Annotated in this window: 21 protein-coding genes; 4 read left to right on the top strand and 17 right to left on the bottom strand. The window is 37.0% G+C overall.

The window, feature by feature from the left end; genetic code table 11:
• The first annotated feature begins 33 nt into the window (after positions 1-33).
• The 3 genes from E7588_01785 to E7588_01775 are packed head-to-tail and all read left to right on the top strand — an operon-like array spanning position 34 to position 2883.
• Positions 34-1395, top strand: a complete 1362-nt coding sequence (locus tag E7588_01785; protein MBE6687989.1) for an MATE family efflux transporter — start codon at positions 34-36, stop codon at positions 1393-1395.
• Complete coding sequence (locus E7588_01780) at positions 1392-2243, top strand: patatin family protein (GenBank protein MBE6687988.1); 852 nt, start codon at positions 1392-1394, stop codon at positions 2241-2243. The genes E7588_01785 and E7588_01780 overlap by 4 nt, the downstream gene beginning before the upstream one ends.
• The gene (locus E7588_01775) at positions 2236-2883 is read left to right on the top strand and encodes an HAD family hydrolase (GenBank protein ID MBE6687987.1); all 648 of its coding nucleotides are present in this window, start codon (positions 2236-2238) and stop codon (positions 2881-2883) included. Before E7588_01780 ends, E7588_01775 begins: the two co-directional genes overlap by 8 nt.
• A 644-nt stretch (positions 2884-3527) precedes the next feature.
• On the opposite strand, the gene ruvX is transcribed toward E7588_01775, so the two are convergent.
• The 9 genes from ruvX to E7588_01730 all read right to left on the bottom strand — a co-directional run bounded on the left by ruvX (position 3528) and on the right by E7588_01730 (position 12557).
• A complete protein-coding gene (ruvX, locus tag E7588_01770; protein ID MBE6687986.1) occupies positions 3528-3947 on the bottom strand; it encodes a Holliday junction resolvase RuvX in 420 nt (139 codons plus the stop codon).
• A complete protein-coding gene (gene csaB, locus E7588_01765) occupies positions 3928-6168 on the bottom strand; it encodes a polysaccharide pyruvyl transferase CsaB (protein ID MBE6687985.1) in 2241 nt (746 codons plus the stop codon). Before csaB ends, ruvX begins: the two co-directional genes overlap by 20 nt.
• A 28-nt stretch (positions 6169-6196) precedes the next feature.
• Positions 6197-6838 carry an HAD family hydrolase gene (locus tag E7588_01760; GenBank protein ID MBE6687984.1) on the bottom strand — a complete coding sequence of 214 codons (642 nt, stop codon included), beginning with the start codon at positions 6836-6838 and terminating at the stop codon, positions 6197-6199.
• 57 nt (positions 6839-6895) lie between these two features.
• Positions 6896-8293, bottom strand: coding sequence for an oxaloacetate decarboxylase subunit alpha (locus tag E7588_01755; protein ID MBE6687983.1), 1398 nt, complete (start codon positions 8291-8293; stop codon positions 6896-6898).
• Positions 8294-8315: 22 nt separating this feature from the next.
• The gene (locus E7588_01750; protein ID MBE6687982.1) at positions 8316-9506 is read right to left on the bottom strand and encodes a sodium ion-translocating decarboxylase subunit beta; all 1191 of its coding nucleotides are present in this window, start codon (positions 9504-9506) and stop codon (positions 8316-8318) included.
• 54 nt (positions 9507-9560) lie between these two features.
• Positions 9561-9941: a biotin/lipoyl-binding protein gene (locus E7588_01745; protein ID MBE6687981.1), complete on the bottom strand. Its 381-nt coding sequence runs from the start codon at positions 9939-9941 to the stop codon at positions 9561-9563.
• 18 nt (positions 9942-9959) lie between these two features.
• Positions 9960-10319 carry a hypothetical protein gene (locus tag E7588_01740; protein MBE6687980.1) on the bottom strand — a complete coding sequence of 120 codons (360 nt, stop codon included), beginning with the start codon at positions 10317-10319 and terminating at the stop codon, positions 9960-9962.
• 15 nt (positions 10320-10334) lie between these two features.
• A complete protein-coding gene (locus E7588_01735; GenBank protein MBE6687979.1) occupies positions 10335-11813 on the bottom strand; it encodes a hypothetical protein in 1479 nt (492 codons plus the stop codon).
• A 123-nt stretch (positions 11814-11936) separates the two neighbouring features.
• Entirely contained in the window at positions 11937-12557 is a 621-nt protein-coding gene (locus E7588_01730; protein ID MBE6687978.1) for a hypothetical protein, read from the bottom strand.
• A 180-nt stretch (positions 12558-12737) separates the two neighbouring features.
• Here E7588_01730 and E7588_01725 point away from each other — a divergent pair, with 180 nt between their 5' ends.
• Entirely contained in the window at positions 12738-13583 is an 846-nt protein-coding gene (locus tag E7588_01725) for a helix-turn-helix domain-containing protein (protein MBE6687977.1), read from the top strand.
• Between the two features lie 42 nt (positions 13584-13625).
• On the opposite strand, the gene E7588_01720 is transcribed toward E7588_01725, so the two are convergent.
• From E7588_01720 to E7588_01685, 8 genes are all read right to left on the bottom strand, one after another.
• Positions 13626-14552 carry an exonuclease domain-containing protein gene (locus E7588_01720; protein MBE6687976.1) on the bottom strand — a complete coding sequence of 309 codons (927 nt, stop codon included), beginning with the start codon at positions 14550-14552 and terminating at the stop codon, positions 13626-13628.
• Between the two features lie 233 nt (positions 14553-14785).
• On the bottom strand, positions 14786-15517 hold the full coding sequence (locus E7588_01715; GenBank protein ID MBE6687975.1) for a hypothetical protein: 732 nt from the start codon (positions 15515-15517) through the stop codon (positions 14786-14788).
• A gap of 151 nt (positions 15518-15668) precedes the next feature.
• Complete coding sequence (locus E7588_01710; GenBank protein ID MBE6687974.1) at positions 15669-16733, bottom strand: hypothetical protein; 1065 nt, start codon at positions 16731-16733, stop codon at positions 15669-15671.
• 134 nt (positions 16734-16867) lie between these two features.
• Complete coding sequence (locus E7588_01705) at positions 16868-17599, bottom strand: hypothetical protein (protein ID MBE6687973.1); 732 nt, start codon at positions 17597-17599, stop codon at positions 16868-16870.
• Between the two features lie 49 nt (positions 17600-17648).
• A complete protein-coding gene (locus E7588_01700) occupies positions 17649-19163 on the bottom strand; it encodes a hypothetical protein (GenBank protein MBE6687972.1) in 1515 nt (504 codons plus the stop codon).
• Positions 19164-19198: 35 nt separating this feature from the next.
• Positions 19199-20206 carry a hypothetical protein gene (locus E7588_01695; protein ID MBE6687971.1) on the bottom strand — a complete coding sequence of 336 codons (1008 nt, stop codon included), beginning with the start codon at positions 20204-20206 and terminating at the stop codon, positions 19199-19201.
• A gap of 112 nt (positions 20207-20318) precedes the next feature.
• Positions 20319-21869: a recombinase family protein gene (locus E7588_01690; GenBank protein MBE6687970.1), complete on the bottom strand. Its 1551-nt coding sequence runs from the start codon at positions 21867-21869 to the stop codon at positions 20319-20321.
• Positions 21853-22431 (bottom strand): KilA-N domain-containing protein, encoded by a 579-nt coding sequence (locus E7588_01685; protein ID MBE6687969.1) that lies wholly within the window; start codon positions 22429-22431, stop codon positions 21853-21855. Before E7588_01685 ends, E7588_01690 begins: the two co-directional genes overlap by 17 nt.
• Between the last annotated feature and the right edge of the window lie 6 nt (positions 22432-22437).

The following is a 22437-nucleotide window of genomic DNA, read 5'->3' as shown; positions in this document are numbered from 1 at the left end:
TAGTAACAACATAATTTGATGATAGGAAAAAAGATGAATTTTCAGGAATTGCAAATGCAAAAGCATACTCAAATGACCCAAACCCCTATACCCACGCTTATAAGACGTCTCTCTACTCCCACACTTGTTACAATGATGATAACATCAGTCTACAACCTTTGCGACACTTATTTCGTGGGAAATTTAGGTACAGAACAGTCTGCTGCGATAGGAGTGGTGTTTTCCGTAATGGCTCTCATACAGGCGATAGGTTTTTGTATGGGAATGGGGGCGGGGAATTATTCTTCCAGATTATTGGGGCAAAAGGATCATGAAACTGCACAAACTGTCGCTTCCATCGGCTTTGTCACATCACTTTTTGCGGGTGCTGTTCTTACTGTTTTCGGGCTTATCTATATAGATGAACTGGTGTTTATAATCGGTGCCAGCGAAAGTGTTGCTCCATATGCTGTTTTGTACGGTCAAATCATTCTAATCGGCGCACCTTACATGGCTGCTTCATTTGTTTTGAATAACCTTCTGCGTTCACAAGGAAACCCGTTTCTGGGGATGGTTGGTATAGGAGTAGGAGCAGTGCTGAACATTGCACTCGATCCGTTGCTAATATTCACTTTCAGGATGGGAATTGCCGGAGCTGCCGTTGCAACTATAGCCAGCCAAGCTGTTTCTTTCATTGTTCTTCTTTTTCTCGTAAACGGAAAAAACGGTCTAACCAAAGTGTCTTTTAGACGTTTCAAATTCGATTTAAGGCTTTATAAAGAAATTTTCCGAACGGGTCTTCCTTCTTTTTATAGGCAAGGATTAGCTTGCTGTGCAACTATATTAATGAATATTGTAGCACGCGGATTCTCGGATGCCGCAACCGCTGCGGTGGGTATAGTAGCACGAGTATTTCATTTCATGTTTTCAATTATGCTCGGTATTGGGCAGGGGTCTCAGCCTATAAGCGGTTTCAATTACGGCGCCAAACGCTACGATAGAGTTTTGGAGGCTTTTTGGTTTTGCGTAAAATGGACAACGATAATACTCACCATTGTCGGCACTATTGCTTTTGTATTTGCTCCACAAATCATTTCAATTTTCAGAGACGACAATGAAGTTATAAAAATCGGCACCGTATCTTTAAGGCTTCATTGTGTAGCTCTTCCGGTAATAGGTTGGACGGTTATGTGCAATATGCTGTTTCAATCAATCGGAAAAGGGTTGTTTTGCTCTATACTCTCCTTGGCTCAGCAAGGTTTTTGCTTTATTCCTCTTATTTTCATATTACCTAAATATCTTGGCATATTCGGGTTGCAAGCAAGCAATCCGATGGCTATAATTCTTACGTTTATAATTTCCGTTCCCTTAGGCATAATTGTTCTGAAAGAACTGAGAAGGGGGGACGAAAAATGAAAACCGGGCTGGTACTTGAGGGTGGCGGTATGCGCGGAATGTTTACTGCCGGTGTTTTGGACGTTTTTTTAGAAAATAACCTAAAATTTGATGGTGCAATCGGGGTTTCTGCGGGAGCCGTCTTCGGGTGCAACTTCAAATCTCAGCAAATAGGACGCGTCATCCGATACAATACCAATTATTGTCGCGATTACAGATATTGCAGTCTTCGTTCGCTTATCACAACGGGCAACTTATTCGGGGCTGATTTTTGCTATAATAAGCTTCCGAATGAACTTGATATTTTTGATATTGACACATACAAAAGAAATCCTATGAAGTTTTGTGTTGTCACAACAGATATTGAAAAAGGCGTGGCAATATACAAAGAATGTGATAACGGGGACCAAAACGATCTCGAATGGTACCGCGCATCAGCTTCACTGCCTTTGGTTTCACGCGCGGTAGAAATCGACGGATTGAAGCTTATGGACGGAGGCATTGCAGACCCAATACCGTTAAAGCATTTTGAGGAACTTGGATATAACAAAAATATAGTGATACTTACACAGCCTGACAACTTTATAAAACGTCCCGATAAATCGGTACGTCTCATAAAGCATGTATATAAACATTATCCCGAACTTATCAAAGCTATGGAGCGCCGTCATAACGTTTACAACGAACAACTGAATTATGTTTCGTGCAGAGAAAAAAGCGGTGATGTTCTTGCTATTCGTCCACCGGTTATATTACCTGTGGGACGAATTGAACATAGCAGTAAAAAACTATATTTGGCATACTCGATGGGTAGGGAAGTGGCAGAGAATAAAATTAAAGAAATCAAAGGATTTTTAGGATATGTATAATACAGTGATTTTTGATTTCGATTATACATTGGGTGATACCACTCGCGGGATAATCGAATGTGCAAATTTTGCATTTTCGCAAATGGGTTACGACAAGCAAAGCGATCAAAGTATAATCAACACCATAGGGCTCACTTTAAAAAACACCTTTAAAGTTATAACAAAAGAAGATAATGACGAAAAGTCAACACAGTTTGCAAAGTTGTTTATTGAAAAAGCTGATGAAGTGATGGTTCATAGCGCTACACTGTATGACAGTGCCGTGCGCTTACTTAATCTTCTTAAGCAAAAAAACGTAAAAACAGCAATCGTCACAACCAAATTCAGGAGACGTATTGTTGCGATTTTTGAAAAATTCAGTTTAACGGAAGCAATTGATGTCGTAGTCGGTTCCGACGATGTTAAAGAATCAAAACCATCGCCCGAAGGACTTCTGTTGGCAATTGATAAGTTAAATACAGAAAGACATAAAGTACTGTACATAGGAGATAACGTTGTTGATTCGCTTGCAGCACAGAAAGCTGGTGTAGATTTCGTGGGCGTTCTCACAGGAACGACAACAAGTGAAGAATTCAATAAATTGCCAAATATAAGAATAGTTAACTCACTTGATGAAGTGGGTGATTTGATCTTTAAATAATTTTAAATTCATAAAAGGGTGCACCGGCTTTCTATATATCCAATTCGGTAAAACTGAAATTTTACCGAATTGGGAGAAGATATTTAAATTAGTAGCCGGTTCCATACGTTTTCCGACAATATAGCTAAGATTTTCACGATAAATATCTGCACTTTATATTTCTGCTGGTTCAGTTAAAATTCACAACCATTATTTTTTATCTTAAATACACTTCTGACCTTTGTATGGCTGTTTTACTTACATAAGGTTAAATTATTACTTGTAGTTAGTTTTTAGGTTTTAGTTTTTAGAGAGAAATTCTATTTTCGTTTGGCATTATATTTATGTTTAATTTATCGCTGATATCTTGAGTTGCATTTTCCTAATATTTTTCACTTAAATGCCAAATTTGGTGCTTACATTAACCCTTAGATGTTGATTGGCCGTTTTTAACTTCGACTTTAGTATTGTCAACTTTGTCTGTGTTTAAATTTTTCTTTGTAAAAAATAGCCCCTATTTTTCTTTTTTTATTGATTTTTTAGGTATTCAAGTAGTTCTCTCATTTTTTAATGCATTTGCACACAATTATTTCAAGCTATAAAATAATTATAACCATTGACAGTAAAATAAGCGGTATTTGCAAAATTAACCTCAATGTTATTCTCTAAGCCCTATTCTTTTTCATGTCCAGATAGTCCTGAAGAATGATTGTTGCAGAAAGGGTGTTTACAACACCCTTTTTCTTTTTTGCTGATGCTCCGGTGGCATTAAGATAGGTATAAGCTTCAACGGTTGTGTATCTTTCATCCATTGTTTCGACAGGAATATCGCAAATTTCACCCAAGTACTGTATGAGCAGTAAAGTTTTCTCCACCCTATCACCTTTTCTGCCATCTACATTAAAAGGCATACCGATTACTATTTTTTCTGCATTTTCTTCTTTTGCAGTTTCAGCAATTATCTCAGCAGCATCATGGAGCCCCTTAACCTTAGCAGTTCGCAAACCGCTTGCCAGAAATTCATTAACGTCACACACGGCCATTCCCATATATACATCGCCGTAATCAATGCCCAGTATTCTCATCTTTGTCCTTCCTTAAAAAATCTGCAGTTATAACAGAGTTCTGTTTCGCAGCATCCGACAGTATTTTCATTCGTTTTGCGAGTCTTTCTTTCTCATCGAGTAATTCATCGTGTAGCATTTCTAAAGCATTTGTCAGTTTAATTTCACTGTCCGGTCCAATACTTATAATGTACTTTTCAGGCGTTTCAGCAAGTCGCATAAAAGCAGAAACTTTAGGGTCATACACCAGTCCAATCATAGGAACGTTGGCACACGCGGAAAAAATCAAGCTGTGCAACCGAACCGAAACAGTCATTTTAGCCTCAGCTATTACCGATGTTAGCTGTTCACCGCTCATTTCTTCACCGGTGTGTAGAATCTGTACAGGTACTTTCACAAACCGGCTGAGTTTTTCGGTAAGGACGGCATCATTTTTGCTTTCCATCACAACAAATAGTATTGCCAAGTTTTTTTTCAAGCAAAATTCAGAAACCGCTTGGATACACTTGATATACTCCGCATCTTTTATCCCTTTCCATTCACGGACCGAAACACATATAAACCCTTTTTGTCTTATTTCAGGACGCACCAAATCGCATTTTTCACCACAAGAGGTTGTGAGTGCCTCGTCGGCAGTAAGATGCATATTTACGTCGCAGTTCAATTCTTTGATATAATCAAAGCTTTGACGATCACGTGCAGTTATAAGGCTTAAATACGGTAATATTTTTTTGATTCTTTGGCGGTTTTTCTCTTTTTTTATTGGACCTATTCCGTTGGCATACAGAATAACATCTGAATTATGGTTACGCGCGTACTTAATCATAAACAAGTAGTATAACAGAGATTTTGTACTGGTATTATCCTGTAATAAAGTACCACCGCCAAAAATCAGATTATCAGATTTCTTAATCACCTTTCCAAAGCAAAATGGGTTAAAACGGTTATAAACATCAACTTTAAGTGCGGACAACTTATGCCTCATCTTTTTTACATTATGTGATAAAACGGCGATGCGCAGGTAAGGCAGTTTGTCTCTGAGGTTACTAATCACGCTCTGAAGCAATGCATCATCACCCATATTTCCAAATCCATAATATCCGAGGAGCACGCAGTCGTAATCTCCCTTTTCACGCATTGCGGCATGATAAACATTTTCCGTATCATCTGTCATACGTTTTGCAGAAAGATTATTAATAACATATTCGCGTAAAAAAGAAGAGGTGTTTTTTACATCTTCGGTTGCATCCAGAACATGAAAAATATCGCTGATAAATCTATCCTTGTCAAATCCTTTAATACCTCGGCAAGTAAAATTATAGCTTTCGGCAAGCGAAAGGTTATCTTTATTCAAAACACCAAAATATGCGCCATCTCCTGCAAGAAGAATGGATTTGCCGCTTGACGCGGCTTCCATAGCCGCACGCGATACACCGCAAAACACATCCGCGATAGTGCAAATGTCGCTAATATCAGTACGCCGCCCGGGCATTATGATATAATTTATCCCCAGTTTTTTATTAACCGCGTCAGCGTTCAGTTTGATTGCATCGTACAAATCACCGCTTCCGATTATGAGTATACGCGTATCATTGTCGTGTGAATAAATCTTTTCTGCACACTCAATAAGCTCTTCGGCGCAACGGAAAGCTGTGCTGTCCAGGCGTGAAACAGTAAGAATAACTTTAGATTCTTTTGGTATTCCAAACTCTTCAAGCAACGAATCGCATTTTGGTTTATACGGAGAAAAAGTGTCGGTATCGATACCGTTGATAGTCAGATAGACATTTTCTTCTTTAATTTTGTAGTTAGTGAGGAGATACTCCTTCAAATCTTCACTGACTGTAAGAGTTTTATCTCCCCAACGGGTCATAAGAGTTGTCATAAGAGAAGTGTCAAACTTGCCGTGGTCTGTTGTCACAAACGGTATATTGAACTCTTTTGCAACATAATGAGAAACCAATGCCGGTATCCTTGCATGACCATGAATTATATCCGGTCTTTCCGATTTAACAGCATTGCGCAAAATTATATAAGAATCAATGATAGACTTGATTGAGCGCACATTCATTGGCGCATATATGTGCTTTATGCCCTTTTCGATAAGTTTGGACATAAAATCACCGCCGGCAGAAACAATTGTGACATCGTGTCCGCGTTTCAGAAGTGAGAGAGACAATTCAAACACATGGGTTTCGGCGCCGCCTATACCCATGGACATGGTAGTAAGAAAGATTTTCATTTTATACCTCAAAAAAGTAATATATCGCTTAAAGATTATACAATATCTTTTTTAATTCGTCAATATCTTCGGCAATATATTCCGGATTCTCAGCCTCAAGCTCTTCACGGCTCCCGTATCCGTACAATACGCCAAGAGAAGTTATGCCGTTATCTTTGGCACCTATAATATCATACTTTCTATCCCCTACCATAACGCATTCGTCAGATTTGAGCTTTTCTTTTTTTATCAAATGGGAAATAAGTTCTCCCTTTTCAACATGTGAACCATCCAACGAACTGCCATATACAGCTTTAAAAAATTTAAGCAAATCAAATTTTTCTAAGATACGCAGTGAATAAATCTCAGGCTTCGATGTGGCAACATATAGGTTGTATTTCTTCAATCCATCCAACAAGTCGTTTATGCCTTCGTATGGGTTATTTTCAAACAAACCGACGGTGGAAAATCGTTCTCTGTAGAATTTCAATAAACGCTCCCCTTCCGCATCTCCAACATTGAAATATGACATAAACATTTTTTTAAGTGGCGGACCGATAAATGAAATGAATTCGTCGGGAGCATGCTTACCGAGTCCTTCTTTCTCGGCGGCATAGGCAACGCAGGTGGTTATACCGACTTTAGGGTCAGTAAGTGTTCCGTCCAGGTCGAATAAAATATTTTTAATCATAACCTACTCCAACAAAATATAAATAATTCGGGGCACTTTTCAGCGCCCCGATTGATTTTAAACCGGATGAACTTGTTTTTCGATATCTCCGTTTTCAGCATCAAGCTTATATTTCTCCGCGCGGCGCTTTTCAAAGAACTTGAGCGCAACTTGCTCAAAAAGTGCGTAGGACAATACGTCCTCATCCTGCTCGATATATTCTTTGATTTCTTCGCGGAGCTTGCTGAGCTCAGGCTTGAGTGCATCAGCCGGGCGACCTGTCGTGAGTGGTTCTTCTTTTGCAATTTTCTTTACAAATTCGTCATCGATTTTAACGGGAGTTTTACCGTATTCACCCTTGACGAGTGCTTTGAATTCTTTGGTTACCATTTTATAGCGCTCGCCATTTATAACGTTGAAAACAGCCTGTGTACCGACAATCTGGCTGGAAGGTGTAACCAGAGGTGGATAACCTGCGTCTGCTCTTACACGCGGAACCTCCTCAAGCACCTCACGGAGCTTGTCAGATTTTCCCGCCTGCTTGAGCTGAGAAACCAGATTGGAAAGCATACCACCGGGAACCTGGAACATAAGAGCATTTACATCAACCTTAAGAACTGCGGGATCGAGAAGTCCACTCTTTATATATTTATCTCTGAGGGGGGTGAAATACTTACAGATTTCATCAAGAGCCGCAAGATCAAGTCCGGTATCGTATTCAGTACCCGCAAGAGTTGCAACAAGTGACTCGGTAGGAAGCTGAGAGGTACCCATCGCCATTGGAGAAATAGCAGTATCGATAATATCACAGCCAGCTTCAATAGCTTTAAGTGCGGTCATGGAAGCAAGACCGGAAGTGTAATGTGTGTGAAGTTCGATTGGAAGCTTGGTATTTGCCTTAAGGCTCTTTACCAATTCATACGCGTCATAGGGCTTTAAAAGACCTGACATATCCTTTATACAAATTGAATCCGCACCCATTTCTTCAAGCTGCTTTGCATATTTTGCAAAATATTCGTTATTGTGAACAGGGCTTGTTGTATAGCTGAAAGCGGCCTGGACATGACCACCCTCTTTTTTAGTGGCGTCAATGGCAACCTTAAGATTTCTGGGGTCGTTAAGAGCATCGAATATACGAATGATATCAATGCCGTTGGCAATGGATTTCTGAACAAAGTATTCGACAACATCATCAGCGTAATGACGATATCCGAGAATATTCTGACCTCTGAACAACATTTGAAGCTTAGTATTTTTGGCGACCGCTTTTATCTTACGCAGTCTTTCCCAAGGATCCTCATTGAGAAAGCGAAGGCAAGCATCAAATGTCGCACCGCCCCAGCATTCAAGAGCGTTATAGCCAATTTTATCTAATTTATCAAGTATAGGAAGCATTTCTTCGGTTGACATTCTGGTCGCAATAAGTGACTGGTGAGAGTCACGAAGAACGGTTTCCGTAAGTTTTACTTTCGGCATAATTACTTATCCTTTCATATGATTATTTGAATAATGCGAGGAAAACGCCCGCCGCAACTGCGGACCCTATAACACCGGCAACATTAGGTCCCATTGCATGCATCAGCAAGAAGTTGGAAGGATTTTCCTTTTGTCCCACGGTTTGAGCAACGCGTGCTGCCATAGGAACAGCAGACACGCCGGCAGAACCGATAAGCGGGTTGATTTTACCTTTGGTGAGATGGCACATAATTTTGCCGAAAATAACACCACCGGCAGTAGAAAAACAAAATGCAGCAAGACCCAAAACAATGATATAAAGAGTCTGAGGGTCCAGAAAAGTTTCTGCATTTGCAGTAGCACCAACCGAAACACCAAGCAAAATTGTAACAATATTCATGAGCTCATTTTGAGCGGTATTGGAAAGACGGTCGGTAACTCCGCTCACTTTCAGGAGGTTGCCAAGCATCAGCATACCTACAAGTGCAGCGCAATCAGGCAGAATAAGTGAAACCACCAGTGCTACAATTATGGGAAACAAAACCTGTTCAAGCTTCGAAACGGGTCGCAACTGTGTCATAACAATAGAACGTTCTTCCTTTGTAGTGAAAAACTTCATTATCGGTGGCTGAATAAACGGTATCAATGCCATATACGAATATGCGGCAATTGCAATTGGCCCAAGTAGGTCAGCGGCCAATGTCTTGGTTACATATATTGCAGTAGGTCCATCGGCACCGCCTATAATACCGATCGAAGCAGCGGCTTCAGGGGCAAACCCCAACAAAAGCGCGCCGATAAACGCGGCAAACACACCCAACTGTGCAGCTGCACCCAAGAACAGCGACTTTGGATTCGCAATAAGCGGTGAAAAATCGGTCATTGCACCTACACCAAGGAAAATAAGTGGAGGGTAGATACCGAGTTTTACACCAAGGTACAGAAAATCAATCAGACCGCCTTCTTTAACAATACGTACTATGTCAAGAGGCGCCTTAGGATTTCCGGGGTCAATGAATAACTCCATGTGTATAAGACCTGCACCCGGAAGATTGGCAAGTAACATACCGAATGCAATGGGAAGCAGCAACAGCGGTTCAAACTTCTTTACGACAGCCAAGTAAAAGAGCACACCGATTATGGCATACATAACTAATATTTTCCAACCGGCTGTATCAGCAAGGAGCTTTGCAACGCCTGTACTGTCCAAAAATTGTATTACAGCTTGAAGCATTTTAAAGGCAGGTAATATAAATTACAAAACCTGCATCCTCACTTTCTTAGTAAATTACGCTATTGTGAAAAGTAAATCTCCGGAATTGACAGTAGCACCCTTCTGTGTATTTACAGAAGAAACAGTGCCATCCTCTGGAGCAACTATATCATTTTCCATCTTCATTGCTTCCAGTACGCAAAGCACATCACCCTTTGCAACCTTCTGACCGGATGTAACATTAACCTTAAGAATTGTTCCGGGCATAGGAGATGTGATTGGATTTCCGGAAGCAGGAGCTGCAGACTTTGCAGCAGGAGCAGGTGCAGGTGCGGGTGTCGCTGCAGGAGCGGAGGGAGCGGCGACAGGCGCAACGGGCGCTGTATATGAACCGCCTACTTCTTCAACTTCAACCTCGTATGTTTTACCATTAACGGTAACATTATATTTTTTCATAGCTAATTCTCCTTAAAATTATTTTCTGTTCCAAGGTGTTTTTTGACGTTTTTTACACGATATCATACGCAAAGTTCCGGGAGCAGCACCGCTGGCAGCGTAAACAGCAGCCATGATTACAGCCACAAGTTCATTCTCGTCTTCATGTGGTGAAGCATCCGAAACGGCAACCGTTAACGGTTTGTTTTCCGGCTTATTATTCACAACTACTTTATTTGCTTTATTTTGGGGTTTCGAGGCAAAAACAAGCCTGAAAATTGTCAATACCAAAAAAAGAATAAGCAAAATCGAAAACACGGTGCCCATGCCCAGCAGCATGATTTTAAATCCGTAACCAAGCTTTTCGAAAACCGATGCATTTTCTGCTAGATATAACATAATAACTCCCCTTTCTTACAAAGGAAGATTTGCGTGCTTTTTTGTGGGAGCTATATCGCTTTTGGATGAAAGCATTTCAAAACCGCTTATCAAAGCTGTTCTTACTTCGCATGCAGAAATGATATCATCAACGTTTCCCTTGTAAGCCGCCTGGATGGGAGATGCCATTTTAATGCACCATTCTTCGCACAGTTGTTTGCGAGCCAGAGCCGGATCGTTTGTACCATCAATTTTGTCATGCCATACAAAATTAACGGCTTTTTCGGGAGACATAACGCTTATCTCGGAAAATTCAAGAGCGAATACAAGGTCGGCACCGATGGATTTGGAGCCCAACGCTGTAAACAAAGTGCCGTAAGCTTTACCCAATTCAAGGGTAATACAAGGCACACTTGCCGTAGCAAAGGCGGCAGCAAGTTTAGCAGCGGCACCGGCGTTATTATCAACTTCCGCAAAGCCTTCGGAGTTCACAATTGTAAGGAAAGGAATTCCAAACGCATCGCAATAATTAATGTGACGTGCTGTTTTCATGCAAGCGTCGACAGAAGTAAAACCGCCATTCTCGGAAATATCACAAGCCGCAAAACCTACGGTTGAACCCGCAAGAGTCATAAAGCCGCATTTGATATCCTTTCCGAACGTTTCACCTATTTCGATATATAAGCCGTTATCGGCAATATCAGCAAGAACATTATTTACAGAAACACCGTTAACGTCTGTGACAGAATCAATATATGCGGTGGTACGGTTAATATCGTCTCCAACCTCACAATCATAAACAGGGCCTTCAAGGTTATTAGCCGGCAGATACGACATAAGTGTACGCGCATATTTCATGCACTCGTCATCACTGTCGCATACTTTTGCAGCAATGCCGTTCACAAGTGCATCATCGGCGCTGCCGCTATCCTTTCCACAAGTATGCTTAACAACTGAAGGCGGTGTGAGATAAAGTTTACCGTTATTTTTTTCAATAATAAGATAATCTGCCGATTGTGCAATGAGAGCCATTGCACCAGTGCAAGGGCCGCAGATAACTGCAATTTGAGTTATAATGCCCGAGAGAGATGCGACCTTCTTCAAAATTTTGCCGTAAGCAGCAAGTGCATCTGTCCCCTCTTCAATTTTAGCGCCCGATGAATCAAGAACAGAAATTACAGGTGCGCCGTTTTTAGCCGCGAGTTCATAAAGAGACAAAATCTTCTCAGCGCCGGATATACCCAAAGCTCCGTTGAGCTTGGAAAAATCCTGTGAGTATGCAAATACCAATCGTCCATCGATAAGACCATAACCCGTGATAACGTTTTCAAGTTCATCAATATTACCTTTGATTTCGTATGCGGTGGGTTGTGCCTTGATATATGCACCGGTTGCTTTGAAGGTGCCCTCGTCAAAAAGTGCGGCAAGGCGCAAATTAGCGGCAGAATTCTTAATACTTTGGTCGTATTTAGCCTTGGCAGCCGCTATCTCGCCAATACGCTTTTCTTTGTCCATTTGGTTACCTCCATTGGAAAAAATATTTCGTATTATTATATCACAATTAAAACTTAAAATCAAATACAATTATCGTTAAAAATGTGTTCAAAATGTTAATTTAGAGGTTTTTTTACATGTTTCTTACATTCCATGCTTATTATTACCAAACATTTCAACCTTATCGTCTATAACTACAACGGAATCATCATTGGAAAGCGCGTATACAGCATATTCACCACGAGCTTTCAACTCGGCATAATGCAGACTTCGCTCCTCGGTATAATGGCAAACGAAAATTCCGCTAAACAGCCCGAGTGCTGTAAAATCGTTCATTTGTGCAGTGTTGCAGTCATACTTTAAAACATGCTCGATATTAAGTGAAGCAATGTGTGCCCCCGCACTTCCGCCGATGTATGTGACACCGTTTTTGACATATCTGACTATTTCTGTATCAAATCCTCGTTTCTTTATTCGGTCAAAGGTCTGAAAAGTATTGCCACCGCTGATATATATGACATCGATATCAAGTCCGTAAAAATTCTCCGGAGCATAATAATCAAAAATATATATGTTTTCATGCAAAAAGCCAAATTCCTGCAATCGCAAATAATATTTTTCACTCCTGATAGCTTTTTTTGAAGCACGTTCGTTGGGGATAAACAGTATGCGAATACTGTCAATTTTTTTATCCAAGTTATCTATTATACATTTTCGGGAAAATTCATTGTGGAAATCACACGAAGAAAGTATAAGTTTCATCATTCATCACCTTCCGGAAAGTTGTAAAATGTACAATATTTTTTATAATTCAGCCTATTGACTTTTCTGTGAATTCGTATATAATAGTATATACAACAAGGTAACTCTATCAACATTTATATACCAAGTTTGGCCAAATATGTTGACTGTTTCCCAAAAAACAAAAAACACGGAGGCACGCCTATGCAGAAACCTCAGCTTTCAAAACTTTCAATAACCCAATCAAATATAAAGTATAAGACCTCACGTATCAATACACACAGTACACCCGAAGCAAATACGGACGAACTTCACATGCATAATTGCTATGAAGTATACATAAACACATCCGGAGATATTTCATATTTTATAAATGATACTCTGTACAAAATTAAAAACGGAGATATGGTTTTTGTGCGTCCCTATGATCTGCACATGTGTATTGTCAACTCACCATGTGTTCATGAAAGCTTTTGCATGTGGTTCAAATGCAATTTTCCGCAACTTCAAAAATTTGTTGAAAGAGATGATTTTGTGCCTGTTTACTCGTTGGGAGAAATGGACATAAACTGTATTTTTGGAAACCTCGGTTGCCTGCAGGAGGCGGAGACCATCGACAATGAGGTTGCAAAAGCAACCTGCTTTTTCAATGTACTTAACGTTATACTCGCTCAGAAAAAGGGTACCGAATGTTACGAATCGGCAAAATTTGTAAAAATCCCCAGTGAAATGCAGAAAGTGCTGGACTACATAAATGAAAAATACACTCAAATAGAATATATAAGTGAAATTGTAGATAATACATATGTAAGCACAACTACACTCAGCAGATGGTTCAAAAAGTATCTTCACACAACTCCGCGAGAATATCTGCGCTCAAAAAAGCTCGCCTATGCACGTAAGCTGTTGGACGAAGGTGAAACTGTTACAGGCGCTTGCATGGCATCCGGCTTTTCTGATTGTTCTTACTTCATCTCCATCTTCAAAAAGAAATACGGTGTGACTCCGGCTAAGTATTCAAAGCCTGATACACCCGACGAACTTGAATAATTAATTAAGCCGCTTGAGATACAGGCGGCTTTTTAAATTCAGTTATCCGCGCTTTCGGAATTTGCGTTGTTTACTGTATTTATTCTTCGCATGCACTTTACTGTAATATTCACGATAATTATCATCGAGCTTGTAAATCATTTTACCGACACGCAGAGAGGAATCTTCGTTTCTTCTGAAATTCAAACGGACAAAGTAACCGTTTCCGCATGAGCATTCCGCCATGGCTATGTATTTATTACCACTTTGAAGTGCCCAATCGACGCACTTTATGGAATTGCCACAGTTTTCGCACTTAAGTACGCAACATTCAGGGGCACAAAAAGCATTCTTTCTGGAAGTGAAACTTTTTTCAAGTATATTTGAAGCATTGATCTCTGTCTTGGCTTTTGGAATACTTTTCATTATTTCGTGTTCCGCGATAGCTTTATGCATATCAAGATACGAACATACAATCGCCGTATTCATGGCATCATTGAGTGCATCGTGCTCTTTTCTGGGTAACTCGCCTACCCTCTCAACGGCGTATGTAAGAGAGTATTGTCTGTTTTCTTTAGTGATCTGATTGTCGAAAATCGGCTGAGCATCGTAGCACTTTGGAATCCAATCTTCCGAAAGATTGTGAAGCCGCAAATTATCGCGAAGCATCGGTATATCATCTCTGCCCCAAGTGACAATCGAGTATTCGCTTCCGCACCACTTTTTAAATTCTTCTATCGCCTTTTCAAACGAATAACCCGACCGCAAATCAGAATTACTTATGCCGGTTAATTTTGCTATCCTGTAATTCATTCTGCGGTAGTAGACCGGGTTGATGATAATAACAAAGGAATCGGTCATTTCAAAATCAGCATTAAGCTTGACCGCACCAATCTGCACTATTTCCCCCACAAGATGAATCGGTTTTTTTATGACTTTATCAGGAGTCTGAGCCTGATTCCATTCCATATCCAAAACAATATACTGCATTTTACACCACTGGATTATTTTTACAATTACATTAGACTACATTTTATAAAAATGACATAACCTTGGATGCCTGTTAATTGAGTTCAAATTATTTCAACGGCAATTTGATATACGAAGCCTCATCGCAATCAATGTATACAAGCGAACATTATCACGCATTGTAAAAAACTCTTCATTAAATATTACATTCATTTTGCAAATATTTTCTCCTTAGTTTTATTAGATGACTCGTATTAAAAAATATCCTCACAAACCTCAGGGACATATTCAAAATTTTCTCTTCTTCTTTCTATCAACCAATCAATTACTTTGGTATTTCTGTATGCAAAATCAATGCCGTCATTGTGTCCATATCCATCCAAACTTATAAGTTCTGCGCATCCGCCTCTACAATTAACACCGTCTACCATGATCTGAGAATAAAAAATAGGTACTACATCATCGTCAACTCCATGCACTGCAAGAACAGGTGTTGTTTTCAGTTTTTGTGTTCTCCAAACCATTCCACCGCCTGCAACAGGTGCAGCTCCTGCAAAAAATGAAGGATATGTTTTTGCCATCATCCAAGTTCCAAAGCCACCCATGCTGGAACCTGTTATGCATATGCGGTCTTTTTTGATTTCATATTCATCTGACACAAGGTCAATAATTCTTTTTGTTTTCTCTACAACATTATCCCACACATACTGCTTAGGACACTGAGGACATAATATAATTGCATTAAATTCTTTACCTTCAGCAATTAATTTAGGTATTCCATGGCGGTATAAATGAGATATATTTTCACCTCGCTCACCGGCACCATGAAGATATACAATTAATGGTAACTCTTCGTATGCGTCAGGATAGAAAACCTTATAATTCATACCAAACTCATTTTCGCTATACATACAATCCTTAACATTCATACAACTCGTCTCCCTTTTTGTTTTAATTATATTCATTGTAATATGATATAAATTCATATTCCTGTTCTACAGACACATATCGCATACGCAGTATATATCGCAAATTCCGTAAGGAATTTACATTGCTGAGTTCAAGTTTCACTTGAACTCATTATAGAATCAGTGAACGATTTAGATGCCACTGTTTTTTATCAATGCAATTAATAGCTTATAGTAATCTATTTGACTTTTGTTCCCATTGATATAATATCCAATACGGATTCTCTTTCGTCATATTACTAATTTCGAAAAACTGTTTTATTCCATTATAAATGGTCGTTCCACCTACTACCGAACTTAAAACTTTAGGATCAAAATAATCAAATCCTACCTGTTCTAAAGCAACCGGAACAATTGTACATACCGCACCTAATGCCACATCTAATCCTTTATTTTTTAATAAAGCTTTCTGTTTTACCATTGTATTACGTATTTCCAGTGCAGCCTCATTATATTCCTTTGCCAAAAGAACCTCTATCCCCTTACCATCTTTTGATGCCAACATCAATTTATCTGTTTGTATCAAAAAAAGTTCATATTCTGTTTTGTATTTTTCACGCAACTCAATAAAGTCTTCTATACGAGCATTTTTTAGCCAGGGAAGCTCCAGTATTAAATTAAGATGGTTTGTCTTTGGTATTATCTCTAACTTATTTCCTATCATATCAAGAAAACATTTGTTTTTTTGCTTAGCAAGATTAGGAACACTAACATATTTAGAGGATTTAGACATATCAAAGACAGATTGAGGAAATATAAAAAAATCCTCATTTTTTAATAACTCTTTATGTCTAATATAATATCTTATCAAACTAGTTCCTGAAGCAATATTTATTCCCAATGTTTTTTTAGATTTTTCAATTGACAATTTACCATTAAGATATATATCTGGTGTATATAAGACGAATCTTCCAGGAAAAAGTGTTGCATAAGTGTTGATATAATCAGTATTTTCATCAAAATATAGAGACTTATGAAAGAAAAAGTGTTTTTTGTTCGCATGTGCCTCTATTGCTTTTTTAGTTGCACATTTACACGCTAAATACAACAATATTTTTGTTGATTCATCTATCAAACCTTGTTCTATAAATCCACGTTCATCCAAATCAAGATTTTTATCTATATCATCCTCGCAGGAGATACACAAAGAATTCAATATTAAATCCATAATTTCACTAAATGGCATCGATTCCATTTCTTTAATAATTTTATTAATAGAAATATCTTTATCCATTGTGCCCATCCTTTACTTTCAATTTTTTTCACATAGTGGCTTAGATAATTAGAATTAATCCTTATTAATTTTTACAGAATTAATATACAAATTAGATGCCAATGTTTTTAGCATGAGATACTCTAATTAGCCTTTTACAATCTTAATTCGTTAATTATCCCTCTTAATCCACTTGTCAAAGAGTTTCGATAATTGACAATGCATTTATATACTTCAATGTACTTCCCCATTATATTTATTAATTCTCTATTTATCACATCATCATTATATATTAACACACCTTGTGGTTGTCCAAATTCATTTTGCTTTCTTGTGACATATACTCCTGGTTTATTTATCGCATATTGCTCCACAAAGGTTCTTAATTGAAGTTGTTCTATTTCAAGCAAGATATCAATCGTTTGCTTCCCTAAAACATTTAATGATATCAGTTCTAAAATCTCGTTATGTATCTTTTGTTCATTCTCCAGCAAAGCATCTATAATAACAATTTCTTTTTTATTTCTTACAACAAATGAACCATCAGTGAAAATATCTATCTTGTGAATATTGTTTTCAATTTTTCTCTTTGTTTTTTCATAATCATCACTACATCGTTCTCTCGCTAAAATATAAATCGTATCATTCATATATGTTTCTACTTCTGCTAACTTTAGATGAATATATTTATTATATTTTACTTTTCTTTTAATAAAGGAAGGTAATGTTTGAATTATATAAATAATGTAAGCACCTATTATGCTAAGGCATATGTTATAAATCAAGGTGTTATCATGTACTAAAAAATTCATATTGCAAACAGCAGGTATATCACAACAATAAACAATACTTATTGCGAATGCTATAAATAGTAATATATCAGTCATGTTAACCTCTCTCTTTCCTTATAGAATAAGTACACTCAAGTTATCAATTTCAATTCATTTTTCCTACCAAAGATCCATCCGAATGATTTGACCTAATTGAATAACTAATTTTTATATCCGTATTTTCGGTGGTTAACAGAAGAACACCACCAAGCCACTTTGTTTCTTGTGGCTGCAACGAACTAATTTTAAAAATATAAGAATTTCTACTGTTTGGAGTAGCCACAAAAGCTTTTAATTCATTTTCATAATCTTCTTCATCATACTCGCTTAAATCTCCCCAAAGTCCAATTTTAGGACGTGTGTCTATAGCTGGAACCGCAACCTCAATCTCGTCACTATCATATTTAACACTAAAATCTTCCGGAAGTCCAAACAATTCCGGTATAAAACCATATTCGCAAATAGCACCTTCGCTACCTATCAAATTTTCCGAAATAATTTTTTGAGTTGGGGTTATAAGCTCAAATTTTTCTCCCTCAACCACAATCTCGATATTTATATCCTTATCAACTTCTGATGAATCATTGGTTATTGCCAATGGTACAAAAGACATATTGTCAAAAGTTTTTATATACTCATCAAAAACTTCGATTTTTAAAAGTGTGCTTTCTAATTCCATATACAATTCATGTTTATGAATTTCCAATTCTTCTCCAGAATAATCACATCTATTTAGAACATCATATTTTCTTTTCAATTTTCCCATAAAAAAGAACTCATCGTCCAAATCTATTCCCAACAGCGTCTTTACCTGTTCGGATGTTTCTGCTTTTGTTTTATCATCAATTTTAACCAAGTTGTATTTACCAAAAAGTTGAGGCAACGATACAGACTTTTCTAGTTTCTCTTCTATGTCTACATCTTTTTGTGTATAATCAAATCTAATTTTACTAATATTTTTAACCAATTCTTTGCTTGCATCAATTAATTCTGATTTTATATTGCAAAAATCCACCGGATGATACAAATAAACTTTATCCTCGATTTTATTTTCATTAAAATTATATCCAACAATTTTATGATGCGATTTGCCATTCTTAGCTCTAATCAAGTTTCCGCACTCTGCTAATTTATTTATTGTTTCTGATAAAATCTCAACTATGATATCTTTTGATTTAGATTTTCCATCCTTTTTTATAGAATAACTAGTTATTCTATGCTGTCTCAAATCAAACGGAAGCGAATCCAAAGGTGAATAATCAGTATTATACACACATATTATTCTTTCCCATCCCAAAGTTTTCGCTGCATATCCTAATTCAATAAGTACATTTGGGTTTGGAGTTGCTCTTTTTTTATCTCTCAAGAATTTATATTTAGATTTATTTATCATTGTGATATCCGCTATAAACAAATCGCTTTCATCTATTTTTTCAAAAATAGTTTTTGTAATGTCCGGGGAGCCTAATTTACTTTTTGTGTCTCTATCGGCCTCAATTTTAATTATGTTACTAAATTTCTTTACTGTTTTGTCTATGCTTCCTTGAATTAAATTTCTATTGTTGGAATTCGGCAAATCAGATTGCCAAGAATAAAAAATTTTCATTTGGGTTGAATCCATAAATTTCTCCTTAATCAAATTTCAAAAACACTTTATTATTTTTCAACATCAGTTAAAATACTTTCATCCCATAATGGTTCGTCATCAGGAAAAACTTCATCATGAGTCTTAAAATATTCCTCTCTAACCACGTTCACCCAATCACTTATATTTTTCATTCTAAGAAGAATATCAGCATCAGGAAATACAGAAAAATACATTGCAGACATTTGAGATAGCGATATTGCTGAGTGTTCTGCCGCTGTCGTTATACCATAATCGCTTCTTCCTACAGGTATAACATCTTGAACTCCCATATTTCCTAATCTTTTAAATGTTCCTTGTGCAGAAGCATGTACAACTTTATTTGCTAAGTTATATTGCTGTTGCCAAACTTCAGAATTCAAATCACATTTTCTTTGAATATCATTAAAAGTTATATGTTTTTTATAGTTTTTGAACACTTCGCTTGTTTTTGCCCAATCATATCTATCTTCACTATCCGCCGATTCATAAAAAGCCTTGGCTACTTTCTCTCCTTGTTCTAAAATAAAAGATGCAATTATAGTTAACTCGTACATTGATCTCCATCTTGCATATGCACAATCAGCAAATCCGTTTTTCATAAGTGTAATAATTTCAAGGAATTCCTGCAAAGTTCTGCCGTGAATATGACATAAGACAGTGTGTGTCCATATCTTTTCCTCTACTTCATTTTTGTCCAAATTAGAAACATATTCTGAATAATCTTCAGCTGCATTGAGAGTCATAATATACATTGCTTCAGAAGCAACAAAAGCACTACACCACTTTTGTTCTTGCCTTGCCAAAAATTCCTGCTCTGACGTTCTGAAATACATCACATCTTCATACATGGCATTTTTTATGTTTACGAAAGTTTCTCCGGATATATCATTAAGAAAATCTTTAAAGAGTTCCTCTATATTTAATTTATCAAATTTGTCCAATATCTTTTTCTGTTCTTCTTCTGTTCCAGCACTTTCAATATTATCTTGCAAAACTTTTAATAAAGTGTCTTTAAACATTGTTGTGATACTATTCATCCTCAAACCCGCTTTTCAACTTTTTAAATATTATACCATAATTCGCCAAATATTGCAATTGGCAATAGGGAGAAATATAAAGTATATATTTTAGCATCCTGCAACATAGTGTTTAAATTGATTTTGTTATTTCAATTTCACCTACATATTTGATTTTAATTCTATTTGGTGAAATCACCATAACTGATTCAACTGTATTCCTTACTACTGCATCAAAATATTCAAGCATGTTCATTTCATTCTCATTTATAAAAGCTTCAATGTCATTCATTTCACCTTTCGAAGATTCTTTAAACTTTAAGTTCAATTCCATAAGCTCATTTTCATGCACTTTAATTTTATCCAGATAAACTTGATTATCTTCTGCTTCATTCACGATTTGATTTAATACTTGAATTTCCTTTTCAAGTTTCTTGATTTTTGATTTAATAGTATATTCATTCTGATCATCATTCTTATTTACTACAGTTCCAATTTCGCTCATAATCATTTCAGTTGCATTAGCAACATCCGGTACTATTTGAGATAAACCTGACAGAATCGCTTGTTTCAATTTATCTTCGGGAATTGACGGAGAATTCTTGCAATTTTGTGTTCCATTTTCAAGTCTCTCTATACATCTCCAAACAATGGTCTTCTTCCCTCTTTTGCTCCAAGTCACTCTTCTATATCTCGCACCGCATTCTCCACAAAATACAATTCCGGTTAAAGCATAATTAGAGGAAAATGAAATTGACTTACATCCTGAATAGTTTCTTCTTCGTTTTATTTCATCCTGAACCATATCAAACATTTCTCTGGATACAATTCGCTCATGACTGTTCTCAACATAATACTGAGCAACTTCACCTCTATTCCTTGCAACAGTTTTAGTTAAGTAATCAACTGTATATGTTTTCTGTAATAGTGCATCACCTTTATACTTTTCATTTTTGAGAATTCCACTTACCGAATTGGAACTCCACCTCTTATTACCCTTTGGAGATTCTATCTCATTTTCTTCAAGCCATTCTATTATATCATTTATTGAATTCCCCTCAAGGTACAAATAAAATATTTTACGAACTATTGTAGCTTCTTCCGGAATGATTTCAGGTTGTCCATTCTCTCCTCTTTTATAAGCATACAACGAAAATGGAAATGGGAATTTACCTTCCTTGTATCCCATTCTCTTTCCTCTTGTAATATTCATGCTAAGTGATTCACTTTCTGCCTGAGCAAAAGCACTGAACCAGGATAGAAAAATTTCACTTGATGGATCAAGAGTGTTTATTCCCTCTTTATCAAATCTGATTCCAATATTCTTAAGTTTTAATTTTCTTATGTAACTCAAACAATCTAGTTGATTCCGTGCAAATCTCGAAATTGATTTTGTAAGAATCAAATCAATTTTGCCTTTTTCACACATTTCAATCATTCGCATAAATTCTGTTCTCTTTGTATCATTTAAACCACTCACACCAAAATCAACAAATACATCTACCAAAGTCCAATTTGGATTTCCTTCAATTTCATTTTTGTAATGTGTTGTTTGAATTTCAAGACTATTTTCTTGTTCTTCTTTTTCTGTACTTACTCTGCAATATGCTGCGACATTAAGCTTTGCTTTATCATCTTTGATTTTAGGAAATATTGTGGCAGGTATTTCAATTACTTTCTTCATCACTAATAACCTCCATATATTTCTCTATCATTTTTAGCATCATTTCAGCAGAAATCCAACACATGAAATGCATTGCAATTTCCTTGTGTGCATAGGTGCCACCACCCCTACCTTGCCTTGATACAATACCAATAGCTTTAGTTCTGTCAATCCAAATCTTCGGTGTAAGAGTCATTCTTTTACCCAGAATTAAATCAACAAAATTCTCGTTGTGCTTTTTCTCCCAAAGAGCAAGAAACCTAACTGTATTTTCATCCCTTAACCAACTGTGAATTATGTATCCGGCTTGATTATCTCTACAACCTTTTGATAATTCTGTCAATGAAATGTACCCGGGATTCTGCTTCGCAATAGTTTGTTTAGTTTCTCGTTTCTTTTTATTAAATTCTACTCTGGGATTTTTTATCTTACCAAATTTCCAGAGTTCGCATTCATTATACAGATTTTCTAACACTTCATTGTATACCTCAATGCTAATCTTTCCTGAATTTAATAATGGTTTTAAATATTGTTCATTCGCAATAACATATTGAAGCTGGTTTTGAATTGCTGATTTGCTCATATATAA

The organism is Oscillospiraceae bacterium (genome assembly GCA_015065085.1).
Taxonomy (GTDB): Bacteria; Bacillota; Clostridia; order Oscillospirales; family SIG627; genus SIG627.
This window is presented reverse-complemented; position numbering and strand designations above follow the sequence as displayed.

Excerpts from the sequence above, each read along its gene's own strand:
- E7588_01695 (MBE6687971.1), bottom strand. The coding sequence starts at position 20,206 with ATGAATAGTATCACAACAATGTTTAAAGACACTTTATTAAAAGTTTTG.
- csaB (MBE6687985.1), bottom strand. The coding sequence starts at position 6,168 with ATGAAAATCTTTCTTACTACCATGTCCATGGGTATAGGCGGCGCCGAA.
- E7588_01725 (MBE6687977.1), top strand. The coding sequence starts at position 12,738 with ATGCAGAAACCTCAGCTTTCAAAACTTTCAATAACCCAATCAAATATA.
- E7588_01700 (MBE6687972.1), bottom strand. The coding sequence starts at position 19,163 with ATGGATTCAACCCAAATGAAAATTTTTTATTCTTGGCAATCTGATTTG.
- E7588_01690 (MBE6687970.1), bottom strand. The coding sequence starts at position 21,869 with ATGAAGAAAGTAATTGAAATACCTGCCACAATATTTCCTAAAATCAAA.
- E7588_01780 (MBE6687988.1), top strand. The coding sequence starts at position 1,392 with ATGAAAACCGGGCTGGTACTTGAGGGTGGCGGTATGCGCGGAATGTTT.
- E7588_01750 (MBE6687982.1), bottom strand. The coding sequence starts at position 9,506 with ATGCTTCAAGCTGTAATACAATTTTTGGACAGTACAGGCGTTGCAAAG.
- E7588_01720 (MBE6687976.1), bottom strand. The coding sequence starts at position 14,552 with ATGCAGTATATTGTTTTGGATATGGAATGGAATCAGGCTCAGACTCCT.
- ruvX (MBE6687986.1), bottom strand. The coding sequence starts at position 3,947 with ATGAGAATACTGGGCATTGATTACGGCGATGTATATATGGGAATGGCC.
- E7588_01740 (MBE6687980.1), bottom strand. The coding sequence starts at position 10,319 with ATGTTATATCTAGCAGAAAATGCATCGGTTTTCGAAAAGCTTGGTTAC.
- E7588_01760 (MBE6687984.1), bottom strand. The coding sequence starts at position 6,838 with ATGATTAAAAATATTTTATTCGACCTGGACGGAACACTTACTGACCCT.
- E7588_01755 (MBE6687983.1), bottom strand. The coding sequence starts at position 8,293 with ATGCCGAAAGTAAAACTTACGGAAACCGTTCTTCGTGACTCTCACCAG.
- E7588_01710 (MBE6687974.1), bottom strand. The coding sequence starts at position 16,733 with ATGGATAAAGATATTTCTATTAATAAAATTATTAAAGAAATGGAATCG.
- E7588_01735 (MBE6687979.1), bottom strand. The coding sequence starts at position 11,813 with ATGGACAAAGAAAAGCGTATTGGCGAGATAGCGGCTGCCAAGGCTAAA.
- E7588_01745 (MBE6687981.1), bottom strand. The coding sequence starts at position 9,941 with ATGAAAAAATATAATGTTACCGTTAATGGTAAAACATACGAGGTTGAA.
- E7588_01715 (MBE6687975.1), bottom strand. The coding sequence starts at position 15,517 with ATGAATTTATATCATATTACAATGAATATAATTAAAACAAAAAGGGAG.
- E7588_01730 (MBE6687978.1), bottom strand. The coding sequence starts at position 12,557 with ATGATGAAACTTATACTTTCTTCGTGTGATTTCCACAATGAATTTTCC.
- E7588_01705 (MBE6687973.1), bottom strand. The coding sequence starts at position 17,599 with ATGACTGATATATTACTATTTATAGCATTCGCAATAAGTATTGTTTAT.
- E7588_01775 (MBE6687987.1), top strand. The coding sequence starts at position 2,236 with ATGTATAATACAGTGATTTTTGATTTCGATTATACATTGGGTGATACC.
- E7588_01785 (MBE6687989.1), top strand. The coding sequence starts at position 34 with ATGAATTTTCAGGAATTGCAAATGCAAAAGCATACTCAAATGACCCAA.
- E7588_01685 (MBE6687969.1), bottom strand. The coding sequence starts at position 22,431 with ATGAGCAAATCAGCAATTCAAAACCAGCTTCAATATGTTATTGCGAAT.